At 68.1% G+C, this 21,926-nt stretch carries 32 protein-coding genes; all 32 read right to left on the bottom strand.

Features of this window, described 5'->3' with window-relative positions; translation table 11 throughout:
* Positions 1 to 120: 120 nt before the first annotated feature.
* The gene (mscL, locus tag J5Y04_RS23515) at positions 121 to 546 is read right to left on the bottom strand and encodes a large conductance mechanosensitive channel protein MscL (RefSeq protein WP_209414082.1); all 426 of its coding nucleotides are present in this window, start codon (positions 544 to 546) and stop codon (positions 121 to 123) included.
* A 128-nt stretch (positions 547 to 674) separates the two neighbouring features.
* Positions 675 to 1,514, bottom strand: coding sequence for a type I methionyl aminopeptidase (map, locus tag J5Y04_RS23510; RefSeq protein ID WP_209414081.1), 840 nt, complete (start codon positions 1,512 to 1,514; stop codon positions 675 to 677).
* Between the two features lie 83 nt (positions 1,515 to 1,597).
* The gene (locus J5Y04_RS23505; protein ID WP_148644395.1) at positions 1,598 to 2,251 is read right to left on the bottom strand and encodes an adenylate kinase; all 654 of its coding nucleotides are present in this window, start codon (positions 2,249 to 2,251) and stop codon (positions 1,598 to 1,600) included.
* Positions 2,251 to 3,561, bottom strand: a complete 1,311-nt coding sequence (secY, locus tag J5Y04_RS23500) for a preprotein translocase subunit SecY (RefSeq protein ID WP_209414078.1) — start codon at positions 3,559 to 3,561, stop codon at positions 2,251 to 2,253. The genes J5Y04_RS23505 and secY overlap by 1 nt, the downstream gene beginning before the upstream one ends.
* Before the next feature lie 320 nt (positions 3,562 to 3,881).
* On the bottom strand, positions 3,882 to 4,334 hold the full coding sequence (rplO, locus tag J5Y04_RS23495) for a 50S ribosomal protein L15 (protein WP_209414076.1): 453 nt from the start codon (positions 4,332 to 4,334) through the stop codon (positions 3,882 to 3,884).
* Position 4,335: 1 nt separating this feature from the next.
* Positions 4,336 to 4,518, bottom strand: a complete 183-nt coding sequence (rpmD, locus tag J5Y04_RS23490; protein ID WP_030300409.1) for a 50S ribosomal protein L30 — start codon at positions 4,516 to 4,518, stop codon at positions 4,336 to 4,338.
* The gene (rpsE, locus tag J5Y04_RS23485) at positions 4,518 to 5,141 is read right to left on the bottom strand and encodes a 30S ribosomal protein S5 (RefSeq protein ID WP_030055834.1); all 624 of its coding nucleotides are present in this window, start codon (positions 5,139 to 5,141) and stop codon (positions 4,518 to 4,520) included. The genes rpmD and rpsE overlap by 1 nt, the downstream gene beginning before the upstream one ends.
* 48 nt (positions 5,142 to 5,189) lie before the next feature.
* A complete protein-coding gene (gene rplR, locus J5Y04_RS23480) occupies positions 5,190 to 5,573 on the bottom strand; it encodes a 50S ribosomal protein L18 (RefSeq protein WP_209414075.1) in 384 nt (127 codons plus the stop codon).
* Between the two features lie 3 nt (positions 5,574 to 5,576).
* On the bottom strand, positions 5,577 to 6,116 hold the full coding sequence (gene rplF / locus J5Y04_RS23475; RefSeq protein WP_209414074.1) for a 50S ribosomal protein L6: 540 nt from the start codon (positions 6,114 to 6,116) through the stop codon (positions 5,577 to 5,579).
* Between the two features lie 22 nt (positions 6,117 to 6,138).
* Complete coding sequence (gene rpsH / locus J5Y04_RS23470) at positions 6,139 to 6,546, bottom strand: 30S ribosomal protein S8 (protein ID WP_209414072.1); 408 nt, start codon at positions 6,544 to 6,546, stop codon at positions 6,139 to 6,141.
* Positions 6,547 to 6,825: 279 nt separating this feature from the next.
* Entirely contained in the window at positions 6,826 to 7,011 is a 186-nt protein-coding gene (locus tag J5Y04_RS23465; protein ID WP_030393303.1) for a type Z 30S ribosomal protein S14, read from the bottom strand.
* A gap of 4 nt (positions 7,012 to 7,015) precedes the next feature.
* Positions 7,016 to 7,585, bottom strand: a complete 570-nt coding sequence (rplE, locus tag J5Y04_RS23460) for a 50S ribosomal protein L5 (protein ID WP_209414071.1) — start codon at positions 7,583 to 7,585, stop codon at positions 7,016 to 7,018.
* A complete protein-coding gene (gene rplX / locus J5Y04_RS23455; RefSeq protein ID WP_148644962.1) occupies positions 7,585 to 7,896 on the bottom strand; it encodes a 50S ribosomal protein L24 in 312 nt (103 codons plus the stop codon). The genes rplE and rplX overlap by 1 nt, the downstream gene beginning before the upstream one ends.
* Before the next feature lie 15 nt (positions 7,897 to 7,911).
* Complete coding sequence (gene rplN, locus J5Y04_RS23450) at positions 7,912 to 8,283, bottom strand: 50S ribosomal protein L14 (protein WP_030232481.1); 372 nt, start codon at positions 8,281 to 8,283, stop codon at positions 7,912 to 7,914.
* Positions 8,284 to 8,385: 102 nt separating this feature from the next.
* A complete protein-coding gene (rpsQ, locus tag J5Y04_RS23445; RefSeq protein ID WP_110670527.1) occupies positions 8,386 to 8,658 on the bottom strand; it encodes a 30S ribosomal protein S17 in 273 nt (90 codons plus the stop codon).
* Positions 8,658 to 8,882 carry a 50S ribosomal protein L29 gene (rpmC, locus tag J5Y04_RS23440; protein WP_209414070.1) on the bottom strand — a complete coding sequence of 75 codons (225 nt, stop codon included), beginning with the start codon at positions 8,880 to 8,882 and terminating at the stop codon, positions 8,658 to 8,660. The genes rpsQ and rpmC overlap by 1 nt, the downstream gene beginning before the upstream one ends.
* Positions 8,882 to 9,301 (bottom strand): 50S ribosomal protein L16, encoded by a 420-nt coding sequence (gene rplP / locus J5Y04_RS23435; RefSeq protein WP_030300385.1) that lies wholly within the window; start codon positions 9,299 to 9,301, stop codon positions 8,882 to 8,884. The genes rpmC and rplP overlap by 1 nt, the downstream gene beginning before the upstream one ends.
* Before the next feature lie 5 nt (positions 9,302 to 9,306).
* Positions 9,307 to 10,128: a 30S ribosomal protein S3 gene (rpsC, locus tag J5Y04_RS23430; protein ID WP_209414069.1), complete on the bottom strand. Its 822-nt coding sequence runs from the start codon at positions 10,126 to 10,128 to the stop codon at positions 9,307 to 9,309.
* Positions 10,128 to 10,475, bottom strand: coding sequence for a 50S ribosomal protein L22 (gene rplV, locus J5Y04_RS23425; RefSeq protein WP_030232471.1), 348 nt, complete (start codon positions 10,473 to 10,475; stop codon positions 10,128 to 10,130). The genes rpsC and rplV overlap by 1 nt, the downstream gene beginning before the upstream one ends.
* A gap of 59 nt (positions 10,476 to 10,534) precedes the next feature.
* A complete protein-coding gene (gene rpsS / locus J5Y04_RS23420) occupies positions 10,535 to 10,816 on the bottom strand; it encodes a 30S ribosomal protein S19 (protein WP_035848164.1) in 282 nt (93 codons plus the stop codon).
* 11 nt (positions 10,817 to 10,827) lie between these two features.
* A complete protein-coding gene (rplB, locus tag J5Y04_RS23415; protein WP_209414068.1) occupies positions 10,828 to 11,664 on the bottom strand; it encodes a 50S ribosomal protein L2 in 837 nt (278 codons plus the stop codon).
* Positions 11,665 to 11,710: 46 nt separating this feature from the next.
* Complete coding sequence (gene rplW, locus J5Y04_RS23410) at positions 11,711 to 12,028, bottom strand: 50S ribosomal protein L23 (protein ID WP_030280768.1); 318 nt, start codon at positions 12,026 to 12,028, stop codon at positions 11,711 to 11,713.
* A complete protein-coding gene (rplD, locus tag J5Y04_RS23405) occupies positions 12,028 to 12,705 on the bottom strand; it encodes a 50S ribosomal protein L4 (protein WP_209414065.1) in 678 nt (225 codons plus the stop codon). The genes rplW and rplD overlap by 1 nt, the downstream gene beginning before the upstream one ends.
* 4 nt (positions 12,706 to 12,709) lie before the next feature.
* Positions 12,710 to 13,357: a 50S ribosomal protein L3 gene (gene rplC, locus J5Y04_RS23400; protein ID WP_030263524.1), complete on the bottom strand. Its 648-nt coding sequence runs from the start codon at positions 13,355 to 13,357 to the stop codon at positions 12,710 to 12,712.
* 14 nt (positions 13,358 to 13,371) lie between these two features.
* Positions 13,372 to 13,680 (bottom strand): 30S ribosomal protein S10, encoded by a 309-nt coding sequence (gene rpsJ / locus J5Y04_RS23395; protein WP_012785157.1) that lies wholly within the window; start codon positions 13,678 to 13,680, stop codon positions 13,372 to 13,374.
* A gap of 492 nt (positions 13,681 to 14,172) precedes the next feature.
* Positions 14,173 to 15,975, bottom strand: coding sequence for a hypothetical protein (locus tag J5Y04_RS23390; protein ID WP_209414063.1), 1,803 nt, complete (start codon positions 15,973 to 15,975; stop codon positions 14,173 to 14,175).
* Between the two features lie 583 nt (positions 15,976 to 16,558).
* Complete coding sequence (locus J5Y04_RS23385; RefSeq protein WP_209414061.1) at positions 16,559 to 17,467, bottom strand: glycosyltransferase family 2 protein; 909 nt, start codon at positions 17,465 to 17,467, stop codon at positions 16,559 to 16,561.
* A 5-nt stretch (positions 17,468 to 17,472) separates the two neighbouring features.
* Complete coding sequence (locus J5Y04_RS23380) at positions 17,473 to 17,871, bottom strand: DUF2304 domain-containing protein (RefSeq protein WP_148644386.1); 399 nt, start codon at positions 17,869 to 17,871, stop codon at positions 17,473 to 17,475.
* Positions 17,868 to 18,557 carry a glycosyltransferase family 2 protein gene (locus tag J5Y04_RS23375; protein WP_209414059.1) on the bottom strand — a complete coding sequence of 230 codons (690 nt, stop codon included), beginning with the start codon at positions 18,555 to 18,557 and terminating at the stop codon, positions 17,868 to 17,870. The genes J5Y04_RS23380 and J5Y04_RS23375 overlap by 4 nt, the downstream gene beginning before the upstream one ends.
* Positions 18,558 to 18,625: 68 nt before the next feature.
* Positions 18,626 to 19,963 (bottom strand): lipopolysaccharide biosynthesis protein, encoded by a 1,338-nt coding sequence (locus J5Y04_RS23370; protein WP_194235799.1) that lies wholly within the window; start codon positions 19,961 to 19,963, stop codon positions 18,626 to 18,628.
* The gene (gene rfbD, locus J5Y04_RS23365) at positions 19,960 to 20,895 is read right to left on the bottom strand and encodes a dTDP-4-dehydrorhamnose reductase (protein ID WP_374106083.1); all 936 of its coding nucleotides are present in this window, start codon (positions 20,893 to 20,895) and stop codon (positions 19,960 to 19,962) included. The genes J5Y04_RS23370 and rfbD overlap by 4 nt, the downstream gene beginning before the upstream one ends.
* Positions 20,892 to 21,869, bottom strand: a complete 978-nt coding sequence (gene rfbB / locus J5Y04_RS23360; protein WP_148644384.1) for a dTDP-glucose 4,6-dehydratase — start codon at positions 21,867 to 21,869, stop codon at positions 20,892 to 20,894. The genes rfbD and rfbB overlap by 4 nt, the downstream gene beginning before the upstream one ends.
* Positions 21,870 to 21,926: the final 57 nt, after the last annotated feature.

Genomic DNA, 21,926 nt, shown 5'->3' with positions numbered 1-21,926 from the left:
CGTGCGAACCTGGGTTCACCCCGACCCGTGAGGGAAGAGGGCGTGCTGAAGCACGCTACGAGTGAGCCGACGGTCCATCCTACGCCAGCCCGCGGGATGCGCCAAAACCGGGGCCCGGTGTCACCGCTGGGCGGCGATCACCAGCGGCTCGACGTGCGCGGTGCAGGCCGAGCAACGGCGGGCGGCCTCGGGGATCTCGGTCAGGCACTCGGGGCAGGGGCGCTTCGGGGTCTTCGGCTTCTTCGGCATGTACCGTGCGGTGGCCTTGGTCACCGGCAGCACGACGCAGAAGTACAGCACCGCGGCGGTCATGAAGAACGCGATCAGCACGTTGAGGAACTGCCCGTACGGGAAGACGACCCCGGCCACGTTCGCCTTGTACGAGCTGAAGTCGCCGGCCGCACCGACCACCACACCCACCAGCGGGGTGAGGAACGCCGACACGAAGCCGGTCACCACGCCGGTGAAGGCGGCACCGATGACCACACCGACGGCCATGTCGACCACGTTGCCGCGCATCATGAAGTCGCGGAATCCCTTGAGCACTGCACTCTCCTGCCGTTCGAAGCCGCTGAAGCCACTGCCAGCCGATAAAAATAGGACAAAAGCCCTGGAGGTCCAAACCTCCAGGGCTCTGATCCCTTGTCAGACGAGGCAGTTGGGCCCCGCTCCGGCTACGCCAGGGGGTCCGGAGCTGCGGTGATGCCCAGCTTCGCCAGCTCGGCCTTGCCGCCGTCGAAGGCGGTCAGCACCAGCGGGCCCTGCTCGGTCACGGCCACCGAGTGCTCCCAGTGCGAGGCCCAGGTGCCGTCGTTGGTCACGACGGTCCACTCGTCCTCCAGCACGGTGGTGTGCGGGGTGCCGAGCGAGACCATGGGCTCGATCGCCAGCACGGTGCCGGGGATCAGCTTGGGGCCCTTGCCACGGCCGCGCTCGACGTAGTTCAGCACGTGCGGCTCCATGTGCATCGCGGTGCCGATGCCGTGGCCGCCGTAGCCCTCGGTGATGCCCCATTTGCCCTTGGGCGGCAGCGGCTGGCGCCGGATGAAGCCCTCGATCGCCTTGGAGACGTCGACCAGGCGGTTGCCCTTCTTCATCTGGGCGATGCCGGCCCACATCGAGCCCTCGGTGACCCGGCTCAGCATCTCGACCTCGGGCCGGACCTCGCCGACCGCCACGGTGATCGCCGCGTCGCCGTGCCAGCCGTCCAGGATGGCACCGCAGTCGATCGAGATGACGTCGCCCTCCTGGAGCACCCGCTCGCCCGGGATGCCGTGGACGACCTCGTTGTTGACCGAGGCGCAGATCACCCCGGGGAACCAGAGCCCGCCGTGGTGGGCGCGGAAGTTCGAGGTGGCGCCGTGGTCGGTGATGACCTTGTCCGCGACGTCGTTGAGCTCCTGGGTGGTCACCCCCGGAGCGACCGCCTCGCGGCAGGCCTTCAGCGCCTCGGCGACGACCAGCCCGGCCGCTCGCATCTTCGCGATCTGCTCGGGGGTCTTGATCTCCACCATCTGGTCACGCCTTCCTTGGGTTCCCGCCCGGTCCTTGCCGGGCGGCCGTGCACTCGTTCCACCGTACGTACGTCACTGAGACTTCAGCTGTCCTGCTTCAGCGCCTCGATCGCGCGCTGGGTCACCTCGTCCACCTTGCCGAGGGCCGGGATCGTCGCCACCAGGCCCTGCTGGGCGTAGTAGTCGATGATCGGCTCGGTCTCCGTGTGGTAGACCTCCAGGCGCGTGCGCACCTTCTCCTCGGTGTCGTCCGAGCGCTGGTACAGCTCGCCGCCGCACTCGTCGCAGACGCCCTCGGTCTTCGGCGCGTTGTAGTCCACGTGGAAGACGTGGCCGCCGTCGTTGCGGCAGAGCCGGCGGCCGGCGATGCGGCGGACGACCTCGTCCTCCGGGACCTCCAGGTCCAGCACGCCGTCCAGCGCGATGCCCTGCTCGGCGAGGAACTCGTCCAGCGCCTTGGCCTGGCCCAGGTTGCGGGGGAAGCCGTCGAGCAGGAAGCCCTTGGCCGCGTCGGGCTGGAGCATGCGGTCCTTGGCCATCCCGATGGTGACCTCGTCCGGCACCAGGCGACCCGCGTCCATGTAGCTCTTGGCCTCGAGCCCCAGCGGGGTGCCCTGACCGATGTTGGCGCGGAACAGGTCACCGGTGGAGATGTGGGGGATGGACAGGGTCTTGGCGAGCAGGTGCGCCTGAGTACCCTTCCCGGCCCCGGGAGGCCCGACGAGGACGATACGCATCAGCGGAGGAACCCTTCGTAATTGCGCTGCTGGAGCTGGCTCTCGATCTGCTTCACAGTTTCGAGTCCGACGCCGACGACGATGAGAACACTGGTGCCGCCGAACGGGAAGTTGGTCTGCTGTCCGAAGGCGACCAGGGCGATCATCGGGATCAACGCGATCAGGCCCAGGTAGAGCGAACCCGGCCACGTGATGCGGGTGAGCACGTAGTTCAGGTACTCGGCCGTCGGTCGGCCGGCCCGGATGCCCGGGATGAACCCACCATACTTCTTCATATTGTCGGCAACTTCTTCGGGGTTGAAGGAGATGGCGACGTAGAAGAAGGCGAAGAAGACGATCAGCAGGAAGTAGGTGGCCATGTAGATCGGGTGGTCACCCTTGACGAAGTTCGTCCTGATCCAGGTCGCCCAGCTCGCCTGGCTGTTGGTCAGCTGGACCACCAGGGCGGGGATGTACAGCAGGGACGAGGCGAAGATGACCGGGATGACACCGGCCTGGTTCACCTTGAGCGGGATGTAGGTCGAAGTGCCGCCGAAGGCCCGGCGGCCGATCATCCGCTTCGCGTACTGGACCGGGATCCGGCGCTGCGCCTGCTCCACGAAGATGACCAGCATCACAACGATGACGCCGACCGCGACCACGGAGAGGAACTCGACCCAGCCGTCGCCGATGGTGCCGGACTGCTTGATCGCCCACATCGAGGACGGGAACTGCGCCGCGATCGAGGTGAAGATCAGCAGGGACATGCCGTTGCCGATGCCGCGGTCGGTGATCAGCTCGCCGAGCCACATGATGAAGGTGGTGCCGGCGGTCATGGTGAGGACCATGACGGCGATCCGGAACACCCCGGTGTCGGGCACGATCTGGTTGGCGTAGACACAACCCGAGAAGAGCGCGCCGCTGGAGGCCGTCGCCACGATGCCGGTGCCCTGGAGCACGGCGAGCGCGATGGTCAGGTACCGGGTGTACTGGGTGATCTTCGCGGTACCGGCCTGCCCCTCCTTCTTCAGCGCCTCGAGTCGCGGGATCACGACGGTGAGGAGCTGGAGGATGATGCTGGCCGTGATGTACGGCATGATGCCGAGCGCGAAGATCGTCAGCTGGAGGAGCGCGCCACCGCTGAACAGGTTGACGAGCCCGAACAGACCGCTGTTCTTGGTCTCCTTCACACAGGCGTTGACGGCCTGGAAGTCCACCCCGGGTACCGGGATGTGGGAGCCCAGCCGGAACAGCACCATGATGCCCAGCGTGAACAGCAGCTTCTTGCGCAGGTCGGGCGTCTGGAACGCCCGCGCGAACGCACTGAGCACGGTGCCTCCTGCGCCTCCCGCGCGTCGTCGGCGGGAGGGTCGGTCCTGAATGGGGAGTTTTCGGTTCGGGCCCCCGTACAGACGGCACAGGCGAGCCTACGCGCAGCCTACAAGGGAACTCCACGGACTCTAACAGTGCGCGGCCACTCGAAAGAAGCGCGTACGGCCCCTCCCCCACTCACGGGGTACGGGATGCCCGGGTTTGCCACACAAAAGAACGAGGGCCGCACCTACCGGGGACGCCGACAGGACGACCACCGGAACGACACGAGCCCCGCACCTCCCGAAGGGGGTGCGGGGCTCGTGGGGAGTCAGCGGGCTCAGACGAGCTCGGTGACGGTACCGCCGGCGGCGGTGATCTTCTCGGCGGCGGAGCCGGAGACGGCGTCAACCGTCACCTGCAGGGCAACCGAGATCTCGCCGGTGCCGAGCACCTTGACGAGGGAGTTCTTGCGAACCGCGCCCTTGGCGACCAGGTCCTCGACCGTGACCTCTCCACCCTGCGGGTAGAGCTCGGCCAGCTTGTCGAGGTTGACGACCTGGAACGTGATCTTGAACGGGTTCTTGAAACCCTTCAGCTTCGGCAGGCGCATGTGGAGCGGCATCTGGCCACCCTCGAAGCGCTGCGGAACCTGGTAGCGGGCCTTGGTGCCCTTGGTACCACGACCGGCGGTCTTACCCTTGGAGCCCTCACCACGACCGACACGGGTCTTGGCGGTCTTGGCACCCGGGGCGGGACGCAGGTTGTGCACCTTGATCGGCGAGTCAGCCATCTCAGTCCACCTCCTCGACCGTGACGAGGTGACGCACGGTCTGGGCCATCCCGCGGATCTCGGGACGGTCCTCCTTGACGACCACATCGTGCATGCGCTTCAGACCCAGCGAGCGCAGCGTCTCGCGGTGGTTCTGCTTGCTGCCGATGTAGGACTTGGTCTGCGTGATCTTCAGGCGAGCCATCAGGCGCTCACCCCTGCAGCACGAGCCCGCAGCAGAGCGGCGGGAGCCACGTCCTCCAGCGGCAGGCCACGACGGGCGGCGATCTCCTCGGGGCGCACGAGGCCCTTCAGAGCGGCCACGGTGGCGTGCACGATGTTGATCGCGTTGTCGGAGCCGAGCGACTTCGACAGGATGTCGTGGATGCCCGCGCACTCCAGCACGGCACGCACCGGGCCACCGGCGATAACACCGGTACCGGGGGCAGCCGGCTTCAGGAGCACGACGCCGGCAGCCTTCTCGCCCTGGATCGGGTGCGGGATGGTGCCCTGGATACGGGGGACCTTGAAGAAGTTCTTCTTGGCCTCCTCAACACCCTTGGCGATGGCGGCCGGAACCTCCTTCGCCTTCCCGTAACCGACACCCACGGTGCCGTCACCGTCGCCCACCACGACCAGCGCGGTGAAGCTGAAACGACGACCACCCTTGACAACCTTGGCGACACGGTTGATCGCAACGACACGCTCGACGTAAGCGGTCTTCTCGACGGCGGGGGCGTTACCCCGGTCGTCACGCTTACGGTCGCGCCGCTCGCCACCGCCGGTGCCGCCGCCGGCGCCGCTACCGCGGCGCTGGGGTCCAGCCATTGGAATTACCTCTCTCGATTACGTCCGTCGACTGAGCCGACGAGCGGCTTAGAAGTCGAGCCCGGCCTCACGGGCGGCATCGGCCAGAGCGGCGATGCGGCCTGCGTACCGGTTGCCCGCGCGGTCGAAGACGACCGACTCGATGCCGGCGGCCTTGGCGCGCTCGGCGACCAGGCTCCCGACCTTCTTGGCCAGCTCGGTCTTGTCGCCCTCGACGCCCTTGATGGACACGTCGAGAGTGGACGCCGACGCCAGGGTGTGACCCTTGGCGTCGTCGATGACCTGGGCGACCATGTGACGGTTCGAACGCGTCACGACGAGGCGCGGACGCACCTCGGTGCCGACGACGCGCTTGCGAACGCGGATCGCGCGGCGCTTGCGAGCGGCGCTCTTGTAGGCGTTGCCCTTGCCGATCTTGACAGAGACGCTCATCGCTTACTTACCACTCTTTCCGACCTTGCGGCGGATGACCTCGCCCGCGTACTTGACGCCCTTGGCCTTGTACGGGTCGGGCTTGCGCAGCTTGCGGATCTTCGCGGCGACCTCGCCGACCTTCTGCTTGTCGATGCCGTCCACGTGGAACTTGGTGGGCGACTCGACCACGAAGGAGATGCCCTCCGGGGCCTCGACCAGGATCGGGTGGCTGTAGCCGAGCTGGAACTCCATGTCGGAGCCCTTCGCAGCGACTCGGTAACCAACACCGCTGATCTCCAGCGACTTGCGGTAGCCCGCGGTCACGCCGGTGATCATGTTCGCCACCAGCGTGCGGGTCAGGCCGTGCAGGGCCTTCGACTGACGCTCGTCGTTGGGGCGGGTGACAGCCAGAGTGCCGTCCTCGCCCTTGCCGATCTCGATCGGCGCGGCGACAACGTGGGTGAGGGAGCCCTTCGGGCCCTTCACCGAGACCGCCTGGCCATCGATGGTGACGTCCACGCCGGCGGGAACCGGGATGGGCAGCCGTCCAATGCGCGACATTGCTGTACCTCCGTTTCCCGAATTACCAGACGTAGGCGAGAACTTCTCCGCCTACGCCCTTCTTGGCTGCCTGCTTGTCGGTGAGGAGACCGGAGGACGTGGAGATGATCGCCACGCCCAGGCCGCCGAGCACCTTCGGCAGGTTGGTGGACTTTGCGTAGACCCGCAGGCCCGGCTTGCTGATCCGCTTGATGCCAGCGATCGAGCGCTCACGGTTGGGGCCGAACTTGAGCTCGATGGTCAGCTTCTTGCCGACCTCGCCCTCAGCCGGGTCCTCAACCTTGTAGGAGGAGATGTACCCCTCCTGCTGCAGGATCTCGGCGACGTGCGCCTTGATCTTGCTGGCCGGCATCGCCACGGAGTCGTGGTACGCCGAGTTCGCGTTACGCAGACGCGTGAGCATGTCTGCGATGGGGTCGGTCATGGTCATGATGGCCTCAGGCCTCTCTCGCCGTGGTTTCTCCGCGCAAGGTCCCCTGTACTCCGAGGGAGTACAGGGCACAGGCGCAGGGGACCTACGACGTAGTAAGACTGGGTGCGAGCCCTCCGAAGAGGATCACCTGCCGCCATGGGACGGCCGTGACAGGGGGCCCGACCCCACTACCTTACGGGATTCCGTACGGGAGCCCAAACCTGCTCAAAAGAACAGTGCGGGCGGTGTGGGGCCGGGCACCTCTGCTTCGCTAGCTGATGACTAGAACTTCCTGGACTACCAGGAGCTCTTGGTCACGCCCGGCAGCTCGCCGCGGTGCGCCATCTCACGGAGGCAGACACGGCAGAGGCCGAACTTGCGGTACACCGAGTGCGGACGACCGCAGCGCTGGCACCGGGTGTAGGCCCGGACGCCGAACTTCGGCTTCCGCTCGGCCTTCGCGATGAGGGACTTCTTCGCCATTGGCTCACGCCTCCTTGAACGGGAAGCCCAGAGCACGCAGGAGCGCCCGGCCCTCGTCGTCGGTCTGAGCGGTGGTCACGACGGTGATGTCCATACCGCGCTGACGGTCGACCTTGTCCTGGTCGATCTCGTGGAACATAACCTGCTCGGTCAGACCGAAGGTGTAGTTGCCACGGCCGTCGAACTGCTTGGGGGAGAGACCACGGAAGTCACGGATACGCGGCAGGGCCAGCGTCACCAGACGGTCCAGGAACTCCCACATGCGGTCACCACGGAGGGTGACGTGGGTGCCGATCGGCTGGCCCTCGCGCAGCTTGAACTGCGCGATGGACTTGCGAGCCTTGGTCACGGCCGGCTTCTGACCGGTGATCGCGGTCAGGTCGCGGATCGCGCCCTCGATCAGCTTGCTGTCACGGGCGGCCTCGCCGACACCCATGTTGACGACGACCTTGACCAGGCCGGGCGTCAGCATGACGTTCTCGTACGAGAACTGCTCCTGCAGCTGACCCTTGATCTCGGAGTTGTAACGCTCCTTGAGACGGGGGGTCACCTTCTCAACAGACGTCTCAGACATCAGATGTCCTCACCGGTTCGCTTGGCAACGCGGATCTTGTTGCCCTCGTCGTCGAAGCGGTAGCCCACGCGGGTGACGACCTTCTTGCCGTCCTTCTCCACGACCAGCTGGACGTTGGAGACGTGCACCGGGGCCTCGACGGTGACAATGCCACCCTGAGTGCCCGGGCCCGGCTTGGTGTGCTTCTTGACCCGGTTGACACCCTCGACCAGGACCTTGTTCTCGGCGGGGAGGGCCTGGATGACCTTGCCCTGCTTGCCGCGGTCCTTGCCGGTGATGACCTGAACCAGGTCACCCTTCTTGATCTTCATGCTGTTCGCCATGAGTTAGAGCACCTCCGGCGCAAGCGAGATGATCTTCATGAACTTCTTGTCACGCAGCTCACGGCCGACCGGGCCGAAGATGCGGGTGCCACGGGGGTCACCCTCGGTGTTCTTCAGAACGACCGCGGCGTTCTCGTCGAAGCGGATGTACGAGCCATCCGGACGACGACGCTCCTTGACGGTGCGGACGACGACGCACTTGACGACGTCACCCTTCTTCACCGAACCACCGGGGATCGCGTCCTTGACGGTCGCGACAATGACGTCCCCGATACCGGCGTAGCGGCGACCGGAGCCACCGAGAACACGGATGCAAAGGATCTCCTTGGCACCAGTGTTGTCGGCGACCCGCAGTCGCGACTCCTGCTGGATCACAGCTTTCTCCTGATCGTCAACGAGAGTCGACGGGCCGGCCGCTGCTCACACCGGCGTCCGCGGGGGACCCGGTGCACATACGGCCGTACCTCATCGGCTTCGTTACTTGGCCTTCTCGAGGATCTCGACGACGCGCCAGCGCTTCGTCGCGGACAGCGGGCGGGTCTCCGCGAGGAGGACCCGGTCACCGATGCCGCACGCGTTCTGCTCGTCGTGCGCCTTCAGCTTGTTCGTACGGCGGATGACCTTGCCGTACAGAGCGTGCTTGACGCGGTCCTCGACGGCGACGACGACGGTCTTGTCCATCTTGTCGCTGACGACGAGACCCTCACGGGTCTTGCGGAAACCGCGCGTCTCGTTGGTGTTCTCAGTCATCAGGCGTTCTCCACCGTCTCGATGCCCAGCTCGCGCTCGCGCATCAGGGTGTAGATCCGCGCGATGTCCTTACGGACGAGCTTGAGCCGTCCGTGGTTGTCGAGCTGCCCGGTCGCCGCCTGGAAGCGGAGGTTGAACAGCTCCTCCTTGGCCTCACGCAGCTTGGCAACGAGAGCCTCGTTGTCCAGCTGGCGGAGGTCAGCAGCCTTGGTAGCGGCCGACATCAGCTCTCACCGTCCTCGCGCCGGACGATCCGGCACTTCATCGGAAGCTTGTGAGCAGCGCGGGTGAGCGCCTCACGAGCAACCTTCTCGTTCGGGTACGACAGCTCGAACATGACCCGACCCGGGTGCACGTTCGCGATCCACCACTCCGGCGAACCCTTACCGGAACCCATGCGGGTCTCGGCCGGCTTCTTGGTCAGCGGGCGGTCCGGGTAGATGTTGATCCAGACCTTGCCGCCACGACGGATGTGACGGGTGATCGCGATACGAGCGGACTCGATCTGACGGTTCGTCACGTAGGCCGGGGTCACGGCCTGGATGCCGAACTGGCCGAACGCCAGCTCGGTGCCACCCTTCGAGGCGCCGCGGCGCTTCGGGTGGTGCTGCTTGCGGTGCTTGACCCGACGGGGGATCAGCATTGGGGTCAGGCCTCCGTTCCGGTGTTCTCAGCAGCCGGAGCCTCGGTCACCGGGGCCGCGGGGGCCTCGGCGGCGGGACGACGGCCACGGCCACCGCGCTCGCCACCACGGCGCTCGCCACCGCGGGCGGGACGACCACCCTCGGGACGGGCCGGGCGGTTGCCCGAGCGGGCAGCGGCGTTCTCAGCGCGGACCTCGGCGATGTTCTTGACGTCGCCCTTGTAGATCCAGACCTTCACGCCGATGCGGCCGAAGGTCGTCTTGGCCTCGAAGAAGCCGTAGTCGACGTTCGCGCGCAGGGTGTGCAGCGGCACACGGCCCTCGCGGTAGAACTCCGAACGGCTCATCTCGGCGCCGCCGAGACGACCGGAGCACTGGACCTTGATGCCCTTGGCGCCGGACTTCATGGTGCCCTGCATCGACTTGCGCATGGCACGACGGAAGGAGACGCGGGAGGACAGCTGCTCCGCGACGCCCTGAGCCACGAGCTGGGCGTCCAGCTCGGGGTTCTTGACCTCGAGGATGTTCAGCTGGACCTGCTTGCCGGTCAGCTTCTCGAGGTCGCCGCGGATGCGGTCGGCCTCGGTGCCACGGCGGCCGATGACGATGCCGGGGCGGGCGGTGTGGATGTCGACGCGGACGCGGTCGCGGGTGCGCTCGATCTCGACCTTGGAGATGCCGGCGCGCTCCATGCCCTTCGTCATCATGCGACGAATGGCAACGTCTTCCTTGACGTAGTCCTTGTACAGCTTGTCGGCGTACCAGCGGGACTTGAAGTCCGTGCTGATGCCGAGGCGGAACCCGTGCGGGTTAACCTTCTGGCCCATTACCGGGTCCCTTCCTTGCTGCTGACGACCACGGTGATGTGGCTGGTCCGCTTGCGGATCCGGTAGGCACGGCCCTGGGCACGCGGACGGAACCGCTTCAGGGTCGGACCCTCGTCAACGTACGCCTCAGAGATGTAGAGGTCGTCCACGTTGGAGTGGTTGTAGTTGTGCGCGGCGTTGGCAATGGCGCTGTCGAGCACCTTGCCGACCGGCACGGTGGCGGCCTGCGGAGCGAAACGCAGGACGGCCTGGGCCTCCGTGGCGTTCAGGCCACGGATGAGGTCCACCACGCGGCGGGCCTTCATGGGCGTGACGCGGATGTACCGCGCCTGGGCCCTGGCTTCCATGGTTGTCCCCTTAATGGAGTAAGTCATTGAGTCGTTCTGGCGCTTAAAGCTCAGGCGACTTAGCGACGCTTCGACTTGCGGTCGTCCTTGACGTGACCGCGGAACGTGCGGGTCGGAGCGAACTCGCCGAGCTTGTGGCCGACCATCGACTCGGTGACGAACACCGGGACGTGCTTGCGGCCATCGTGAACCGCGATCGTGTGACCGAGCATGCTCGGGCTGATCACGGAACGACGGGACCAGGTCTTGATGACGTTCTGGGTACCGGCTTCGTTCTGAGCGTCCACCTTCTTGATGAGGTGGCCGTCGATGAAGGGGCCCTTCTTAAGACTGCGCGGCATCTGACCTGCTCCTAGCGCTTCTTGTTGGTCTTGCGGCGGCGCACGATGAGCTTGTCCGACGCCTTGTTCGGGCGACGGGTACGGCCCTCGGGCTTACCCCACGGCGAGACCGGGTGGCGACCACCGGAGGTCTTACCCTCACCACCACCGTGCGGGTGGTCGATCGGGTTCATGGCGACACCACGCACGGTCGGGCGGACGCCCTTCCAGCGCATACGGCCGGCCTTGCCCCAGTTGATGTTCGACTGCTCGGCGTTGCCGACCTCGCCGACGGTGGCGCGGCAGCGCGCGTCCACCAGGCGGATCTCACCCGAGGGCATGCGCAGGTGCGCCATCTTGCCCTCACGCGCCAGCAGCTGGATGCCGGAGCCGGCGGAGCGGGCCAGCTTGGCACCGCCACCGGGACGCAGCTCCACCGCGTGGATGGTGGTACCGACCGGGATGTTGCGCAGCGGCAGGTTGTTGCCCGGCTTGATGTCGGCCGCGGGGCCGTTCTCGATCCGGTCACCCTGCGTGATGCCACGCGGCGCGATGATGTAGCGCTTCTCGCCGTCCGCGTAGTGCAGGAGCGCGATGCGCGCGGTGCGGTTCGGGTCGTACTCGATGTGCGCGACCTTGGCCGGCACGCCGTCCTTGTCGTGACGACGGAAGTCGATCACGCGGTAGGCGCGCTTGTGACCGCCACCCTGGTGGCGAGCGGTGACACGACCGGCGTTGTTACGGCCGCCCTTGCTGTGCAGGGGGCGAACCAGCGACTTCTCCGGCGTGGACCGCGTGATTTCTACGAAGTCGGCCACGCTGGAGCCACGACGGCCCGGCGTAGTCGGCTTGTACTTGCGGATGCCCATTTGGCTCTCTCGTCCTCGTCCTAATCGACGATCACGATCTCCTTGTTCAGGAGACCGGACCACCGAAGATGTCGATGCGGTTGCCCTCGGCCAGCGTCACGATGGCGCGCTTGGTGTCCTTGCGCTTGCCAAAGCCCGTCTTGGAGCGCTTGCGCTTGCCCTGACGGTTGATCGTGTTGACAGCCTCGACCTTGACCGAGAAGACCGCCTCGACGGCCTGCTTGATCTGGGTCTTGTTGGCGCCCGGCGACACGATGAACGTGTACTTGTTCTCGTCGAGAAGGCTGTAGCTCTTCTCGGAGATGACCGGCTTCACCAGGACGTCACGGGGGTCCGTGAACGTCTTGCTCGTAACGTCGCTCATCAGGCGGCGCTCCCTTCGAGCTCGCCCTCAGCGGCAACGGCCTTGGCGGAAGCGGCCGGACCGGCCACGAAACGCTCGAAGGCGGCCTGGGTGAAGACCACATCGTCGGAGACGAGCACGTCGTAGGTGTTCAGCTGACCGGCGTCCAGGATGTGCACGTTCGGCAGGTTGCGAGCGGACTTGAGGCCCAGCTCGTCCGAGCGCTCGACGACCAGGAGGACGTTCTTGCGGTCGGTGATCTTGCCGAACAGGCCCTTGGCGGCCTTGGTCGACGGCGCCTCGGTCGCGGTCACGTCGGTGATGACGTGGATGCGGTTGTGGCGGGCCCGGTCGGTGAGCGCACCGCGCAGGGCGGCGGCGATCATCTTCTTCGGGGTCCGCTGCGAGTAGTCGCGCGGCACGGGACCGTGCACGACGCCACCGCCGGCGAACTGCGGCGCACGGGTCGAGCCCTGACGGGCGCGGCCGGTGCCCTTCTGGCGGTACGGCTTCTTGCCGCCGCCGCGGACCTCGCCACGGGTCTTGGTCTTGTGGGTGCCCTGACGGGCCGCAGCGAGCTGCGCCACGACGACCTGGTGCATCAGCGGAACGCTGACCTTCGCGTCGAAGATCTCGGCCGGCAGCTCGACGCTGCCGGTCTTGTCGCCAGCCGGCGACAGGATGTCAATGGTGCTCATTTCCTCACAGCCCCTTCGCCGCGGTGCGGACGAGGACGAGGCCGCCGTTCGGGCCCGGGACGGCGCCCTTGATGAGCAGCAGGCCCTTCTCCGCGTCGACCGCGTGCACGGTCAGGTTCTGGGTGGTCACACGCTCGTGACCCATCCGACCGGCCATGCGCAGGCCCTTGAACACGCGGCCAGGGGTGGCGCAGCCACCGATGGAACCGGGCGAACGGTGCTTGCGCTGGGTGCCGTGACCGGCGCCGAGACCCTTGAAGTTGTGACGCTTCATGACACCGGCGAAGCCCTTGCCCTTGGAGGTGCCGGTCACGTCGACCTTGACACCCGCCTCGAACAGCTCGGCGGTGATCTCCTGGCCCAGGGTGTACTCGGACGCGTCCGAGGTACGGAGCTCGACCAGGTGGCGGCGCGGGGTGACACCGGCCTTGGCGAAGTGGCCCGCGAGGGGCTTGTTCACCTTGCGGGGGTCGATCTCGCCGAAGCCGATCTGGACGGCGTCGTAGCCGGCCGGGCTGTCGGCGGTGTGGACCTGGGTCACGACATTCGGCCCGGCCTTGACGACGGTCACCGGAACGATCCGGTTGTTCTCGTCCCAGACCTGGGTCATGCCGAGCTTCTCGCCCAGGATGCCCTTAATCTGCTTAGCCATCTTCGGTGTGCCTCTCAGAGCTTGATCTCGATGTCGACACCAGCCGGCAGGTCGAGACGCATGAGCGAGTCAACCGTCTTCGGCGTGGGGTCGAGGATGTCGATCAGACGCTTGTGAGTGCGCATCTCGAAGTGCTCGCGCGAGTCCTTGTACTTGTGCGGCGAGCGGATGACGCAGTACACGTTCTTCTCAGTGGGCAGCGGCACCGGGCCCGCGACCTGCGCACCAGTGCGAATGACGGTCTCGACGATCTTCTTCGCCGAGGAGTCAATCACCTCGTGGTCGTAGGCCTTGAGCCGGATGCGGATCTTCTGTCCCGCCATGGCTACTCAGTAGTCCTTTGTGTCGTCTTGCTGCTTCTGCGGCCGGATTCATCCAGGTGGACTGTGTCCGGTGGCACCCCTGGGTGGTTACCTCCGACCCCCGCGGTCGGGCGTGTCGCCCTACCGCTTGCAAAAAATCCGGCACGAGGTTTCCCTCCTGCGGATTTCCCACGGGATCGGTGAGGTCTTGCACCCACCAGGCGCCGGGTCGAGGCCCCGCCCACGCTTCCCGGAAGATTCCCGTACGTCCGCCCCGCAGCTGCCGCGGTGTCGATTTCACACCACTGCATTCACATACTTCACGTGAACACATGAACGGCCATCACGGGAACGACGAGTACTTGGGACTCGCTTCCGGTCCTCCCGGCGGGAGGCGCGCAGCATCGGCACTCAACCGAGCAACTTGGACATACTGCCACATGGAGCAGCCGGAAAGCCAATCGGGGCCGGTGGGGTCTCCCCCACCGGCCCCGGTCGCACGGGCACCCGCCGTTACTTCTGTTCCTTCAGCCAGGGGGCCTGGCGGCCGCAGACCGCGGGCCAGTCCTCGGTGCTCACGTTGGCGCACCAGATGAAGCCCTTGTCCGTGTCGGGCTTCCAGTCCTTGGTGATGATGTCCGCGCACTTCGCCACCGGGGAGAACTTCGGGCAGGTGCCGTCCTTCTTCTTGATCGTGTGGGCCCGCCAGGCGTCCAGGCCCATGGTGTTGGTGGACTCCGCCTGCGGCATGTAGCGGTCCACCGACCAGGAGGCACCCATGGTCGCGAACAGGGCCATCGCACAGATCAGGCCGGCGGCCAGCTGCCGGGTGACCCGGCGCGGGATGGCCGGCCCGTCGGCGGTGCGACCACTGGAGCGCAGGGTCCGCTCCAGCCAGCCGGCACCGCGCTCCAGGCTGACCATCAGCCCCACCACGGCGAGGATCAGCAGGCAGTACATGATGATCCAGGTGGTCCGCGGGTACAGCTGGATCGTCTGGGAGTGCGCCATGTGCGAGGCGAACCAGAAGCGCAGCAGCCAGGCTCCGGCCAGCACCGCCGCCGCCACCCGGACCACCATGTTGCGCAGGCCCAGGCCCACGCCGATGCCGACCGCCACGATGAGCATGATCCCGAAGCCGGTCTGGCCGGCCAGCTCACCGGCCTGCGGCCAGTTGTGGTAGGTCAGCTGGCCGTTGCGGTCCGACATCCAGCCGAGCACGTACGCCGGGTCGACGTAGTTGACGATGTAGGCGTACCGGTCCGGGGTGTCGGCGCCGAGCTTCACGATCTGGTAGAGCAGCGGGGAGCCGATCGCCCCGGCGGTCACCACGGTCGCGGCCAGGAACAGCAGGCCCCGGCGGACGGTCTGCCGACCGCGCCGCCACGGGAAGACGAAGAGGGTCAGCAGGAACACGCCCGGCGCCGACCACAGGTACCAGCCCGAGTACCAGAGGAACAGCACGCCGAAGACGACGCCGAAGCCCGTGCCGCGCAGCAGCAGCGACCGGGTCGACAGCTCCCCCGCCCGGCGCAGCTCGCGCAGGCAGGCCGCCAGCAGCGGCAGCAGGACGATCATCGTCACGTGGCTGTACGGGCGGATCGGGTCCAGGAACACCAGCGCGGACGGGACGGCGATGGCCAGCGCCCAGAACGGCCGCAGCATGAGCCGCCAGGCCAGGTAGCTCATCGGTCCGACCAGGGCGCTGCAGACGATCTGCAGGTCGTGCAGGGCGAAGCCGGCGCCGCCGACCCCGCCGTAGCGGATCTCCGACCAGAGCGCGATGGCCGCCGGGAAGAGCGGCGGGTAGACGCCGGACAGGCCCTTGTCGTGCATCATCGACGTGGCCATGTCGACCAGCACGCTCGGGTCGCCCTCCTGCCCGCCGAGCGGCCAGGGGGTGCCGCGCAGGGCGACCACGACGCCGCCGGCGATGACACCGGTGGAGAGACCCGCCAGGGCCGCGCAGACCAGCCGCTGGACCAGCCCGTGGCGGCGCAGTCCGCCCCGGTAGGCGGTGTAGACCAGCACCGCCAGGACCGGCAGGCCGATGAGCGCCGCGTACTGCTGGATCTTGGCGAGGCCGCTGACCTGTCCGATCCGGTTCAGCGGGTTCACGCTGATGTGCCGGCAGAGCAGGGTGAACCCGAGCGCCGCCACCACGCTGACCAGGACCTCACCGGTCACCAGCACCCAGCGTCGCTCGGTCCACCGGGCACCGGCCGAGCCGCCCGCCGAGCCGTCGGAGCGGGTCGTGCCGCTCCCGTCGGGGGAGAGCTCCGATCCGCTGGGCCGGTCGGTTGCCAGATCGGTCATGTCGCTTCACTTCCGTAGGACTGCGGACGTCTGCTGAGCGGTGCCGGGCAGGTCGGCCCTCGTGGACACTACCGCCCGGTGGAGGCCTGGCGGGTCATCAGGGGCCGGTACCGGCGCAGCGGGTGCTCCGACCCCGGGGCGGCGGGCCCGCGGTCCGGACGGCACGGGCACTCCGAGTACGTATACCGTACCGGCCGAGAAAAAGCATATGCAGTTGACCGTCATATCGCGCCGCGCGCGGGGCGGACGGCGGGCACGACCCCGTCCGGTGCAACCCGCGGGAGGGGCCGGGGCGGATTCGTGGCCGCTCCGCCACCATCCCTCCGGACCCTCCGGATCACTGGCGCAGTCTGCCATGCGCCCCTGACCCGGGCCAGTGCGGTCGAAGCGGCCTCCGGGCGGTGACCGGGGCGCAGAACGCCCGTCGCGGGAAGGCCTCCGGGGCTTTCCTCCGCTTTGCGCGAGTCCGTCCGGCCCACCGTCCTGACGCTGTCGGCCGACCGGCGGAAGGGGTACGAAGAAGCCCGGCCCCTGTCTGAGCAGCGCGGCCGGGCTTCTTCGTACCGTTCGCAGGGGCCTGCGGTCAGCCCTCGTGGCGCTGGCCGCCGGTGAAGGCGTGCCGGGCCAGTACCTTCACGCCCGCGCCCTGACCCCGGCGCAGGGCGCCCGGGAGCATCGTGATGGCGTGGAAGCGCGAGGCGCTGCGGACCCGGGCCGCACGCGCCGCCTTGGGCCAGCCACGGGCGTCCATCCGCTCGGCCACCGCGTTGAAGTAGCGCTCCGCCTCGGTGAAGCGGGTACCGGAGAAGGCCTGCACGGAGGACTCGCTGACCGCGTGCCGGCGGTACTGGAAGACGGTGGTGGTGTTGTCCACCATCATCGACTCGCCGCGCTCCAGCAGGTCGACGACCAGGGCCAGGTCCTGGATCACCGAGTACTCGTCGCGGAAGTTGACCGCGCGCAGCGCCTCGCCCCGCCAGCAGATCGACGGGAAGTACAGCCAGTTGCCGCGCAGCACGCTGGCCGCCAGCTCCTCGCCGCCCATCAGGCGCCGGCCCTTGACGGTCGGGGCGTACAGCTTGCCCTTGACGTTGTCGGCCAGGCCGGAGCTGACCACGCCGTCGCCGTCGATCACCTCGACGCCCGGCTGCACCATGCCCAGGTCCGGGTTGGCCTTGAGGATCGCCCGGACGGTCTCCAGGTAGTGCGGGTGCAGCAGGTCGTCGCAGCCCATGATGACCACGTGGTCCGCCGTGGAGAGCTCCACGCACTTCTGGAAGTTCTTGGTGATGCCGAGGTTCTGCTCGTTGCGCAGGTAACGCACCCGGTCGTCGCCGAGCGCGGCGAACCAGCCCGGGACGTCCGGTTCCTTGCCGTCGTCGACGACGGTCAGCCGCAGGTCCGGGTCGGTCTGGCCCAGGATGCTGCGTACCGCGGCCTGCATCAGGGCCACGTCGCCGTAGTACGGCAGCATGAACTCGAAGGTGGCCATGACGGTCAGACTCCGCTGCTGTTGACCGGGGCCGAGACCGGGAGGTCCAGGTCGAACCGCTCCTCGTTCAGGCGGGCGCCCTCGTTGATCGCCACGGTCCGGGCGAGGTCGGTGAGCTTCTTCTCCAGCGAGCGGAAACGCAGGAAGGTGTTCAGCGTCAGGAAGCCCATGGCCAGGACCATCACGTACAGCACCAGGTCGGTGCCGCGGCCGACGCCCATCTTGTGGGCCACCCAGGTCACGTCGCCGGGGCGCAGGATCGCGTAGATGTTCGCGATCACGAAGACGGAGAAGGCGATGCGCTTCCAGGCCCGGGTGTTCGCTGCGTCCCAGCGCCGGATGAACATGAACGCAAGGGAGACCGCGCCCAAGATCAGAACCAGCTGGATCCAGAAGTAGTTCATCGGCGGCCACGCTCCCGAAGCGAAATGTCGAAGATGATGTTGACGCCGTTGATCAGGGACTGACCCTTGGCGCGTGAGTAGTCGGTGTAGAGGATGTCGACCGGGAGCTCCGCCACCCGGAGGTCGGCTCCGGCCAGGAAGCTGACGATCTCCGAGGCGTGGGCCATGCCGTTCATGGTGATCCGCAGCCGGCTGGCCGCCTCACGGTTGAGGACCCGCAGGCCGTTGTGCGAGTCGGTGAGCTTGAGCTTGCGCGCGGTGGGGCTGACCGTCGCGGCGGTCCGCAGGACCACCCGCTTGATCCACGGCACCTGGCCGTTCTGCTCGATGAAGCGCGAGCCGAGGACCACGTCGGCCTCGCCCGCACGGAGCACGGCGACCATCTTCTCGACGTCGGCGGTCTGGTGCTGGCCGTCCGCGTCGAAGGTCGCGAAGTACTTGGCGTCCGGCTGGGCGAGCGCGTAGGCGAGGCCGGTCTGCAGAGCCGCGCCCTGGCCGAGGTTGACCGGGTGGCGCACCAGGTGCGCACCGGTGGTCATGATGTGCTTGGCGGAGTCGTCCGCGCTGCCGTCATCGACCACGACGATGTTGGGGAACGTCTTGCGCGCTCCCTCCACAACGTCAGCGATCACCTGGCCTTCGTTGTAGGCCGGGATCACCAGCCACACATCGTCGTACTGGGACACGGGGGCTCCATGTTCGGGGTCTCGCCCGCGCTCGTGCGCGGCAATCTGTATATCGGGGGCCGGCGCGGTCATTCGCCGACCGCCCCGGCACTCAGCGTAGGCAGTGCCTGCTCCGACGCGCTCTGCGCGGGACCGGCCTGGTTCGCCGTCGAACCGGGGAAGCTGCGCCTGAGCGCCGCCAGCATACCGAGCACGGTGGCCACCGACCCGGCCGCGTAGGCCAGGACCACACGGGTGGACACCTCGCCCGGCATGAACGTGACGCCGACGAGGACGACGGTTCCGGCCGCCCAGCAGAGCAGCTGGAGGTTGTGCCGCTTGAATACCATCAGCGCCTGGCCGAGCACCATCGCGAACATGTACGCCACGGTCCCTGCGGACATCCAGAAGAAGTCGAGGCACCCGAGCACCGGCTTGGCGCCGAACAGCACCTGGATCAGCCAGGGGCCGAGGGCCACCGCGGGGATCCCGCCGAGCAGGCCGAGCAGGCCGACCACGGCGCCGATCCGGCGGAGCATGCCGCTGAAGGCCGCGCGGTCGCCGACCGCGATCGCCGCGGACAGCCCGTTGAGCAGCGAGGCCTGGAGCGAGCCGAAGACGAAGAGCGGGACCCGGGCCAGCACCAGCGCGTTGAGCAGCGCCGCGATCAGGGCCGAGTCCGACGGGGCGAGCAGCTTGGTGCTGACCACCGCCGCGTTCACCACGACCTGGGAGAGCAGGGTCGAGCAGATCAGCAGGCCGAGCCCGGAGCAGAGCTCGGACCAGGGGATCCGCGGCCCGGGCCGGACCACCCGCAGCAGCGCGGGCAGCGTCACCAGGGTGGCGGCGATCGGCGCCACGGCGAGGATCAGGCTGAACGCGAGGGCGGAGTGCACACCGGCGACGCCGCACGCGAAGGCGAGCCCGATCCGCAGGCCGCCGTCGACGCCCAGCTGGGTGCCGTAGGCGCCGAACCGGCCGAGGCCGGCCAGCACGCCGCGGGTCAGGTAGCAGACGGCCATGCCGGCGAACGCGCCGCCCAGCGCGAGCACCAGCGAGCGGTCGCCGTGGAACATCACGTCGGCGATCTTCCCGGAGCCGACGCCCAGCGCCAGCAGGACGGTGCCGAGGATCGCCCCCGTCAGCAGGGTGGCCCGGCGCAGGACCGGCGTGGCGCCGTGCCCGAGCGCGGCGCGGGCCGCGACGATCCGGGTGAGCTCCTGCTCGATCGGGAAGAACACGCCGATGCCGACGGACATCACGATCGTCCAGAGCAGCGAGACGTTCGCCATGTCGTCGACCGACAGGCTGTGGCCCGCCACACCGAGGTGGATGTACGAGGCGGCGCCGAGCACGACGGTGCCGCCGGCCACCGCCAGGGTTCCCGGCGGTAGCGCGGCGGCCACCTTCGTCAGCGGATTCTTCACTGAGATCTGTCGCTCTCGGTCGTCCGGGCCGCTATGGCCAGTTCGGTGAAGACGGGAGTGCCGAGCGCCTCCGCGAGCTGGTCGTGCCAGTCGGGCAGCGGGCTCAGGCCGGCGGCCGCCCAGCGGTCGTGGCCCAGCACGCTGAACGCGGGCCGGACGGCCGGGGTGACGAAGGCCGCGGAGGTGGTCGGGCGGATCCGCTCCGGGTCCAGCCCGCTCAGCCGGTACGTCTCGCGGGCCAGCCCGAACCAGGTGGTCCGGCCGGCGCCGGTGCCGTGGTAGACCCCGGCCGGGGCCTGACCGGCGAGCGCGGCCAGGCCGAGCGCGACGAGCTGGCGGGCGAGGGCGAGCGACCAGGTCGGCTGGCCCTGCTGGTCCTCCACCACGTCGAGGGTGTCGCGCTGGGTGGCGAGCCTGAGCATGGTGGCGACGAAGTTCTTGCCGTGCTCGCCGTACAGCCAGGCGGTGCGCACGACGTAGCCGTGCTCCGGGAGGAGCTCGGCGACGGCCTGCTCCCCCACCAGCTTGCCGCGGCCGTAGGCGTTGACCGGGCCGGTGGGCGCGGTCTCGGCGTACGGCTCGGTGGCATCGCCGGGCAGCACGTAGTCCGTGGACACCTGCAGCAGCCGGGCACCGGTCTTGGCACAGGCGGCGGCCAGGTGGCGCACGCCGGTCCCGTTGACGGCGGTGGCGGCCTCCTCGGCGCTCTCGGCGCCGTCGACGTTGGTCCACGCCGCGCAGTTGACGACGACGTCGTGGCCCTCGACGGCGGCCAGCACGGCCGCCGCGTCGGTGATGTCGAGGTCGGCCCGGCCGAGGGCGGTGACCTCGGCGGACCCGTCGGCGGCCAGGACCGCGAGCAGGTCCTGCCCGAGCATCCCGGCCGCGCCGGTGACGAGCCAGCGGACCTGCCCGGAGGCGTTGGCGGTCACTTCTCCAGAGCCGCCTTCGTCTTCAGCGGCTCCCACCAGGCGCGGTTCTCGCGGTACCAGGCGATCGTCGCGGCGAGGCCGTCCTCGAAGCGGACCTGCGGCTCGTAGCCGAGCTCCTCGCGGATCTTGCTGATGTCGATCGAGTAGCGCAGGTCGTGGCCCTTGCGGTCGGCGACGTAGTCGACCATGTCCCAGCCCGCCCCGGCGGCCTCCAGCAGCAGCCCGGTGAGCTCCTTGTTGGTGGCCTCGGTGCCGCCGCCGATGTTGTAGACCTCACCGGCGCGGCCGTTGCGCATGACCAGCTCGATGCCCCGGCAGTGGTCCGAGACGTGCAGCCAGTCGCGGACGTTGCCGCCGTCGCCGTACAGCGGCACCTTCTTGCCGTCGATCAGGTTGGTGGTGAACAGCGGGATGACCTTCTCCGGGAACTGGTAGTGCCCGTAGTTGTTGGAGCAGCGGGTCACCACGACGTCCATGCCGTGCGTGCGGTGGTACGCCAGCGCCAGCAGGTCCGAGGAGGCCTTGGAGGCCGAGTACGGGGAGTTCGGCACCAGCGGCCACTCCTCCGTCCAGGAGCCCTCGTTGATCGAGCCGTACACCTCGTCGGTGGAGATGTGCACGAAGCGGCCGACGCCGTGCTTGCGGGCCGCGTCCAGCAGGACCTGGGTGCCGACGACGTTGGTCAGCACGAAGGGGCCGGCGCCCGCGATGGAGCGGTCCACGTGGGACTCGGCCGCGAAGTGGACCACGACGTCGTGGCCGGGCATGACCTGGTCGACGGCGTCGACGTCGCAGATGTCGCCCCGGACGAAGGAGTAGCCGCTGTGGCCCGCCACCGGCGCCAGGTTGGCCTCGACGCCCGAGTACGTGAGCTTGTCGAAGACCGTGATCTGGTCAGTGGTGTCGGCGCCCAGGAGCTGGCGGACGAATTCAGAACCGATGAAGCCGGCACCGCCGGTCACGAGGATGCGCATAGTGCGCCGTAGTCTACCGTCGCGCCGACGCCCCCACCGACCCGGGCCTCACCCGCC

The organism is Kitasatospora sp. RG8 (assembly GCF_017813315.1).
In the GTDB taxonomy this organism is placed as follows: Bacteria; Actinomycetota; Actinomycetes; order Streptomycetales; family Streptomycetaceae; genus Kitasatospora.
This window is presented reverse-complemented; position numbering and strand designations above follow the sequence as displayed.

Coding starts and splice junctions, on each gene's coding strand:
- map (WP_209414081.1), bottom strand. CDS start 1,514: ATGGTGGAGATCAAGACCCCCGAGCAGATCGCGAAGATGCGAGCGGCC.
- J5Y04_RS23505 (WP_148644395.1), bottom strand. CDS start 2,251: ATGCGTATCGTCCTCGTCGGGCCTCCCGGGGCCGGGAAGGGTACTCAG.
- rplO (WP_209414076.1), bottom strand. CDS start 4,334: ATGGCTGACTCGCCGATCAAGGTGCACAACCTGCGTCCCGCCCCGGGT.
- rpmD (WP_030300409.1), bottom strand. CDS start 4,518: ATGGCTCGCCTGAAGATCACGCAGACCAAGTCCTACATCGGCAGCAAG.
- rpsE (WP_030055834.1), bottom strand. CDS start 5,141: ATGGCTGGACCCCAGCGCCGCGGTAGCGGCGCCGGCGGCGGCACCGGC.
- rplR (WP_209414075.1), bottom strand. CDS start 5,573: ATGAGCGTCTCTGTCAAGATCGGCAAGGGCAACGCCTACAAGAGCGCC.
- rplF (WP_209414074.1), bottom strand. CDS start 6,116: ATGTCGCGCATTGGACGGCTGCCCATCCCGGTTCCCGCCGGCGTGGAC.
- rpsH (WP_209414072.1), bottom strand. CDS start 6,546: ATGACCATGACCGACCCCATCGCAGACATGCTCACGCGTCTGCGTAAC.
- J5Y04_RS23465 (WP_030393303.1), bottom strand. CDS start 7,011: ATGGCGAAGAAGTCCCTCATCGCGAAGGCCGAGCGGAAGCCGAAGTTC.
- rplE (WP_209414071.1), bottom strand. CDS start 7,585: ATGTCTGAGACGTCTGTTGAGAAGGTGACCCCCCGTCTCAAGGAGCGT.
- rplX (WP_148644962.1), bottom strand. CDS start 7,896: ATGAAGATCAAGAAGGGTGACCTGGTTCAGGTCATCACCGGCAAGGAC.
- rpsQ (WP_110670527.1), bottom strand. CDS start 8,658: ATGACTGAGAACACCAACGAGACGCGCGGTTTCCGCAAGACCCGTGAG.
- rpmC (WP_209414070.1), bottom strand. CDS start 8,882: ATGTCGGCCGCTACCAAGGCTGCTGACCTCCGCCAGCTGGACAACGAG.
- rplP (WP_030300385.1), bottom strand. CDS start 9,301: ATGCTGATCCCCCGTCGGGTCAAGCACCGCAAGCAGCACCACCCGAAG.
- rpsC (WP_209414069.1), bottom strand. CDS start 10,128: ATGGGCCAGAAGGTTAACCCGCACGGGTTCCGCCTCGGCATCAGCACG.
- rplV (WP_030232471.1), bottom strand. CDS start 10,475: ATGGAAGCCAGGGCCCAGGCGCGGTACATCCGCGTCACGCCCATGAAG.
- rpsS (WP_035848164.1), bottom strand. CDS start 10,816: ATGCCGCGCAGTCTTAAGAAGGGCCCCTTCATCGACGGCCACCTCATC.
- rplB (WP_209414068.1), bottom strand. CDS start 11,664: ATGGGCATCCGCAAGTACAAGCCGACTACGCCGGGCCGTCGTGGCTCC.
- rplW (WP_030280768.1), bottom strand. CDS start 12,028: ATGAGCGACGTTACGAGCAAGACGTTCACGGACCCCCGTGACGTCCTG.
- rplD (WP_209414065.1), bottom strand. CDS start 12,705: ATGAGCACCATTGACATCCTGTCGCCGGCTGGCGACAAGACCGGCAGC.
- rplC (WP_030263524.1), bottom strand. CDS start 13,357: ATGGCTAAGCAGATTAAGGGCATCCTGGGCGAGAAGCTCGGCATGACC.
- rpsJ (WP_012785157.1), bottom strand. CDS start 13,680: ATGGCGGGACAGAAGATCCGCATCCGGCTCAAGGCCTACGACCACGAG.
- J5Y04_RS23390 (WP_209414063.1), bottom strand. CDS start 15,975: ATGACCGATCTGGCAACCGACCGGCCCAGCGGATCGGAGCTCTCCCCC.
- J5Y04_RS23385 (WP_209414061.1), bottom strand. CDS start 17,467: ATGGCCACCTTCGAGTTCATGCTGCCGTACTACGGCGACGTGGCCCTG.
- J5Y04_RS23380 (WP_148644386.1), bottom strand. CDS start 17,871: ATGAACTACTTCTGGATCCAGCTGGTTCTGATCTTGGGCGCGGTCTCC.
- rfbB (WP_148644384.1), bottom strand. CDS start 21,869: ATGCGCATCCTCGTGACCGGCGGTGCCGGCTTCATCGGTTCTGAATTC.